The sequence below is a fragment of the Erythrobacter donghaensis genome (assembly GCF_001557325.1).
GTDB classification, from domain to species: domain Bacteria; phylum Pseudomonadota; class Alphaproteobacteria; order Sphingomonadales; family Sphingomonadaceae; genus Erythrobacter; species Erythrobacter donghaensis_B.
Window position 1 is genome coordinate 1 of the sequence record NZ_LSJS01000157.1, and the last position, 5,853, is coordinate 5,853.

General features: G+C 67.7%; 7 protein-coding genes. All 7 read right to left on the reverse strand.

What is annotated here, in order from left to right; genetic code table 11:
• Positions 1 to 87: 87 nt before the first annotated feature.
• Entirely contained in the window at positions 88 to 285 is a 198-nt protein-coding gene (locus AX692_RS09115) for a hypothetical protein (protein WP_073975334.1), read from the reverse strand.
• Positions 282 to 1,064 (reverse strand): MBL fold metallo-hydrolase, encoded by a 783-nt coding sequence (locus AX692_RS09120; protein WP_073975333.1) that lies wholly within the window; start codon positions 1,062 to 1,064, stop codon positions 282 to 284. Before AX692_RS09120 ends, AX692_RS09115 begins: the two co-directional genes overlap by 4 nt.
• A complete protein-coding gene (locus tag AX692_RS09125) occupies positions 1,061 to 1,837 on the reverse strand; it encodes a TatD family hydrolase (RefSeq protein WP_073975332.1) in 777 nt (258 codons plus the stop codon). The genes AX692_RS09120 and AX692_RS09125 overlap by 4 nt, the downstream gene beginning before the upstream one ends.
• Entirely contained in the window at positions 1,837 to 3,393 is a 1,557-nt protein-coding gene (gene metG, locus AX692_RS09130; protein ID WP_073975331.1) for a methionine--tRNA ligase, read from the reverse strand. The genes AX692_RS09125 and metG overlap by 1 nt, the downstream gene beginning before the upstream one ends.
• Positions 3,386 to 4,357: a DNA polymerase III subunit delta' gene (locus AX692_RS09135; RefSeq protein ID WP_073975330.1), complete on the reverse strand. Its 972-nt coding sequence runs from the start codon at positions 4,355 to 4,357 to the stop codon at positions 3,386 to 3,388. Before AX692_RS09135 ends, metG begins: the two co-directional genes overlap by 8 nt.
• Positions 4,354 to 4,998 carry a dTMP kinase gene (gene tmk, locus AX692_RS09140; RefSeq protein WP_073977381.1) on the reverse strand — a complete coding sequence of 215 codons (645 nt, stop codon included), beginning with the start codon at positions 4,996 to 4,998 and terminating at the stop codon, positions 4,354 to 4,356. Before tmk ends, AX692_RS09135 begins: the two co-directional genes overlap by 4 nt.
• The coding region (locus AX692_RS09145; RefSeq protein ID WP_073977643.1) for a D-alanyl-D-alanine carboxypeptidase family protein at positions 4,995 to 5,853 on the reverse strand (859 nt) is incomplete at its 5' end. The genes AX692_RS09145 and tmk, both read right to left, overlap by 4 nt.

Consider the following 5,853-nt stretch of genomic DNA (forward strand, 5'->3'; position numbering starts at 1 on the left):
GAGGGTGTCATCTCTATCTAGCAGAGGGGTGTCATTTCTATTTAGCGCCTACAGTCCTCAAGGTGGATAATATATATTATGTAAAATCTACATCAGCGATGAGGCGGTGCCCTGTGCGATCATGAACCACTCCACCACCAGGTAGAGCCCGGCGAAGATCGCCACCCAGGTCAGCGCCAGCTTGATCGTCTTCCCCCAGCCGAGCCGGTAGGACGCAAAGGCGCTGCCCATCAACAGCAGCCATACGAGGCTCGATACCACCGCCACGGTCAGGCTCGCATTCATGCAACCATCTCCAACCCGTCATAGCCGACCGTGACGAAATCCGGCACCTCGGCGCACAGCGCGGCGTAGTCCATGCTCTTGTCGAGATGGCTCAGCACCACGCGCCCGGCCTTGCAGCGCGTGCCCAGCTCGATTGCCATGCCGAGATGCGCGTGCGTCGGATGCGGGTCACGGCGCAGGCAATCGCTGACGAGGATGTCGATGTTCCAGAACAGGTCGATCATCTCGTCGGAAATCACACTGAAATCTGTCGCATAGCCGATGGACTTGCCATCGGCTTCGAAGCGGTAGGCAGTGGTCTCGCCCGGGCCGTGCGCCATCTGGCACCAGTCGACCCCGAAGCCCGCGATCATCCTGAGGCGGTCGAGCGTGTCGATGGTGCAGATCGTCGGATAGCCGTCCTGCCCCGCGAAGACATAGCCGAAGCGGTTGCGCAGCCGCCGCACGGTGTCCGGCGACGCGAACCCCGGGATCGGCCCGCCGCGACCGTATCGCAGCACGCGCAGGTCATCGATGCCGTGGCAGTGATCGGCATGGTCATGCGTCCAGAACACCGCGTCGATATGGCCGATCCGGTTGGCAAGCAGCTGTGCACGGCAGTCGGACGAGGTGTCGACGAGCAGGCGTTTGCCTTCGTCGCTCTCGACCAGGATCGAAACCCGTGTGCGGCGGTTCCGCGGCTCGGCCGGGTCGCAGTCGCCCCAGTCGCCCGCGCCGTCGGGCCCGCCCAGCCGCGGCACCCCGGTCGAGGTGCCCGAGCCGAGCATCACCAGCTTCACAGCGCCGCCTTGCTGAAGAGGTTGAAGAAGTTGGCGGTGGTCACCTGCTTGAGGTGTTCCACATCCGTTCCCCGCATTCCCGCCACGAAGGCGGCGGTGTCCGAAACATAGGCGGGCTCGCACACCCTCCCCCGATGCGGGACCGGGGCGAGGAAGGGACTGTCGGTCTCGACCAGCAGCCTGTCTTCAGGAATGGTCTTGGCGACCTCCTGCAAGTCCTTGGCATTCTTGAAGGTCACGATGCCCGAGAGCGATATGGTCAGCCCCAGCGCCAGCACCTTCTCGGCGAAATCGGCCGAGGCGGTGAAGCAGTGGATCAGCGCAGGGTAGGCCCCCTTCCCCATCTCCTCGGCGAGGATGGCGTGGGTGTCGTCCTCGGCATCGCGGGTGTGGATGACGAGCGGCAACTGCGTCTCGCGCGCGACATCGATATGCATGCGGAACAAGCGCTTCTGCGCCTCTCTGTCCGACTTGTCGTAATAGTAGTCGAGGCCGGTTTCGCCGATAGCGATGACCTTGGGGTGCCGCGTCGCCTCCAGCAAGGCGGCGCGGCCGAGATCCTGGTGGGCGTCGGCCTCGTGCGGGTGGATGCCGACGCTGGCGAAGACATCGGGCTCGCGCGCGGCGGTGCCGACCACCTGATCCCACTCGCTCTGGCGGGTCGAGATGTTGAGGAAGGCGCCGACTCCTGCTGCCCGCGCTCGTGCCAACACGCCCTCGCGGTCCTCGACGAGGCCTTTGTACTCGAGGTGGCAATGGCTATCGACCAGCATCACGCGGCCTCGTCGGCGGGCAGTTCGAGGCGGGGGAACAGCGGGGTCGGCGGAGCGACGGTGAAGCCGCTCGCGACGAGGCGGTTGAACCAATCGGTGTCAGCGAGTGCCGCATAGCTGCGCTCGCCCTCGGGGATGCCGAGCTGATCGAGCAGCGCCGCAGCCTTGCTCGGCACCACGGGCTGGATCGCGATGGCAAGGTCGCGCAGCGCCACGAACAGGGTTTGCAGCACGGCCTTCATCCGCGCAGGATCGGTCTTCTTGAGGCCCCAGGGCGCCTGCTCGTCGACATACTGGTTGCAGGCATAGACGGCGCGCATCCAGGCTTCGATGCCAACCGAGAAGTTCAGATCGTTGAATTCACGCGGAAGTTCGGTTTCGCAAGCGATCCTGACCGTCGCCAGTAAGGCAACGTCGGCCTCGGCCTGTTCGAAGGCCTCCAACTTGCCGTCCATGTTCTTCGCGATCATCGACAGCGTGCGCTGCGCCAGGTTGCCGAAGCTGTTTGCCAGCTCGGCATTCGCCCGCAAAACAATCGCTTCCGGCGAATAGCTGCCGTCCTGTCCGAAGGCGACCTCGCGCATCAGGAAGTAGCGCAAGGCGTCGACCCCGAAGCGCTCGGCCAGTTCGAGCGGATCGGTGACGTTGCCGAGCGACTTCGATTCCTTCTGCCCGCGATTGAGCAGGAAGCCGTGGCCGAACACCTTCTGCGGCACGGGCAACCCGGCGCTCATCAGGAAGGCCGGCCAGTAGATCGTGTGGAAGCGCACGATGTCCTTGCCGATAAGGTGCAGACTGGCAGGCCAATACCCGCCCATTTCCTCGGGATAACCCAGCCCTGTGAGATAATTGGTGAGCGCATCGACCCACACATACATCACATGGCCTTCGGAGCCCGGCACCTTCACCCCCCAATCGAAGCTGGTGCGGCTGACCGAGAGGTCGCGCAGGCCCTGTTCGACAAAGGCGATCATTTCGTTGCGGCGGCTCGCCGGTTCGAGGAAGCCGGGGCTCTTCAGCAATTCAAGCAGTTGGTCCTGATACTTCGAAAGCCGGAAGAACCAGCTTTCCTCGACCGTCCACTCCACCGGCGTGCCCTGCGGGGAGAGCTTCGCGCCCCCCTCGCCTTCGACGAGTTCGCTCTCGTCGTAATAGGCCTCGTCGCGCACCGAGTACCAGCCTTCGTAGCGATCGAGGTAGAGATCGCCCGCAGCCTCCATCGCCTGCCAGATCGCCTGGCTGGCGCGGTGGTGATCGGGCTCGGAGGTGCGGATGAAGCGGTCGTAGGAGACGTTGAGAGCATCGCACATCTGCCGGAAATAGCCCGACATTTCATCGGCGAGATCGGCGGGCGTGCGGCTCTGCTCCTCGGCCTTGCGCGCCATCTTGAGCCCGTGCTCGTCGGTGCCGGTCTGGAACCGCACCTGGCGGCCTGAAAGCCGCTGGAAGCGCGCGATCACGTCGGCCGCGATCGCCTCGTAGGCGTGGCCGATATGGGGCTTCCCGTTGGGGTAGCTGATCGCGGTGGTGATGTAGAAGGGGGTCGTCTCAGCCATGGGCCGGTTCGCTAGCGGGGGCGGCGGCGACAAGCAAGCTGCCGATCTCGAAGGGGAGCAGGGAGGGATCGAAATTGGCGGTGGGCGCCTCGGCGGCGAGCTGGACGAGCGCGGTGTGGGCGTCGATCAGCCGGGCACGGCGGAGCGGGTCATCGGCGGCACGCGCGGCGCGCGCGGCAAGCGATTGCGCGAGGTCGAGCACCGCCTGCACCCGCTCGCGCCCGGCGCGCGGGCCGATCAGCCGGGCCAGTTCGCCGCGGCCCGTCATCCCGCTGTCGCCGCCTGCCAGCAGGCCCGATATGACGCGGGCGATGGGTGCCAGATCCTCCGCGGCAAAACGCACCGCCGCGCCGAACGAGCCTTCCGCCGCCGCGATCGCCTGCGCATCGGAGGGCAGGCCCGCCTCGTGGAGCATCGCGCCCAATTGGCTGTCGGTCAGCACCGGGAAGCGCAAGGTGCGGCAGCGCGAGCGGATGGTCGGCAGCAGCCGCGCCGGGCGATGCGTGACCAGCAGGAAGAAGGTGCCCGCGGGCGGTTCCTCGAGGCTCTTCAGGAGCGCGTTGGCGGCGTTGCGTTCCAAGTCATCGGCCGGATCGATGATGATCGCGCGGCGGCTCCCCAACGTCGGCCGGGTGGTCAGGCGGCGCTGCATCGCACGGATCTGCTTGATCCGGATCGAGCGCGCGAGTTCGAAGGGCTTGCCCTCGGCCTGCGCCTTCTCGCCCTTGTCGTCCTTGGGGCCATAGGTGAGCGTGATGATGTCGGGGTGCTCGCCCGCCGGTTGCGGCACGCCGGGCTCGGCCACCAGCTCGCGCGCGGCGGCCATGGCGAAGTCGCGCTTGCCCAGCCCGCTCTTTCCCGCGAGCAGCCAGCCATGATGCATCCGCTCGCCCCCCAGCGCATCGCGCCAGGCGCGCCAGGCTTCGGCGTGGTTGGGCCAGTCGGTCGCAGGCCTGTCATTCACGCGAGCATGTCCCCGAGCGCTGCAAGGATGCGGGCATGGACGTCCTCCGGCGCCCCGAGAGCGTCGATCCGCGCAAAGCCGTGCGGATCGGCCTCGGCAAGGGTGCGGAAGGCGGCGGCGACGGCGCGGTGGTAGTCCGCCGAACGCCGCTCGATCGCATCGGCGGCTTTCCCGCGTGCGGCCAGGCGGCCCGCCAAGGCCGCCTCGTCACCTTCGAGCAGGATTACCCGGTCGGGGCGCAGGCCCCCGCTGCCGAAGGCGTGGAGCGCGGTGATCGCATCGTCGCCGAGCCCCCCTGCCCCGCCCTGATAGGCGCGGCTCGAATCCACGAAGCGGTCGCAGATCACCCAGTCGCCGCGTGCCAATGCCGGACGGATCAGGTGCGCGACGTGATCGGCGCGGGCAGCAGCGAAGAGCAGGGCTTCGGCTTGCGGAGGCCAGGGGGCACCGGGCGGCGCGAGCAGCAGCGCACGGATCGCCTCGGCCCCCGGCGTGCCGCCCGGCTCGCGGGTGACGACAACGGTGTGGCCGCGCGCGCGCAGGGCCTCGGCCAGCAGGCGCGCCTGGGTCGACTTGCCCGCCCCCTCCCCGCCCTCGAAGGCGATGAAGCGGGCCCCCCCTTTACTGTCTGCGCCGCTCACCAGAACAGCCCCATGGCCGCATTGACGATCCGGTCGAGCGGCCCGGCGGTGCCGACGCTTTCCGCAGCATAGAGCGGGATGCGGGCAGGCGCGACGCCCTCGGCGGTGACTTCGAGCACCGCGACTTCCTGCCCGGCCGTGATCGGGGCCTTGAGCGGCCCCTCGTAGCGGATCGTCGCCGCAAGCGGGCTGTTGCTGCCCTTGGGCAGGTTGATCGCAACCCGCCCGGCGGCCTTCAAGGCAAGCCTGCGCGCATCGCCCCCCTGCACCCGCGCCTCGCCAACCACCGCGCCCGGCGCAAAGATCTGGCGGCGCTCGAAGGCGGAGAAGCCCCACTCGACATAGGCCCGCGCGACCCGCGCGCGCAGCCGCCCGTTGGGCACGCCCGCCAGCACCAGAACCAGCCGCTGGCCGCCCCGCCGCGCGGTGCCGAGATAGGAGAAGCCCGCCTCGTTGGTGAAGCCGGTCTTGATCCCGTCCGCCCCCGGCACCCGCCCGATCATCGGATCGTGATTGACCTGCGCGATGCCTTTGTAATCGAGCCCGGCGCGGCCGATGTAATAGCCGAACTTGTCCGGATGCCGGGTGATCATCGCCCGGGCGAGCGCGACAAGATCGCTCGCGGTGGTGAAGGTGCGGCCTTCGTCGGGCCAGCCGTTGGGGCTTTCGAAGTGGCTTCCGGTCATCCCGATGCCGAGCGCGGTCCGGTTCATCAGCGCCGTCCACGCCGCGACCGATCCCGCCTGGCCTTCCGCAAGCACCGCCGCCCCGTCATTGGCCGAGACATTGGCGATGCCGAGCAAGAGGTCGTCGACCGTTACCGGCTCGCCCGCGTCGAGGAACATGGTCGAGCCG

Bases quoted from the DNA above. Each gene is read 5' to 3' on its own strand.
- AX692_RS09115 (WP_073975334.1), bottom strand. From the start codon at position 285: ATGAATGCGAGCCTGACCGTGGCGGTGGTATCGAGCCTCGTATGGCTG.
- AX692_RS09125 (WP_073975332.1), bottom strand. From the start codon at position 1,837: ATGCTGGTCGATAGCCATTGCCACCTCGAGTACAAAGGCCTCGTCGAG.
- metG (WP_073975331.1), bottom strand. From the start codon at position 3,393: ATGGCTGAGACGACCCCCTTCTACATCACCACCGCGATCAGCTACCCC.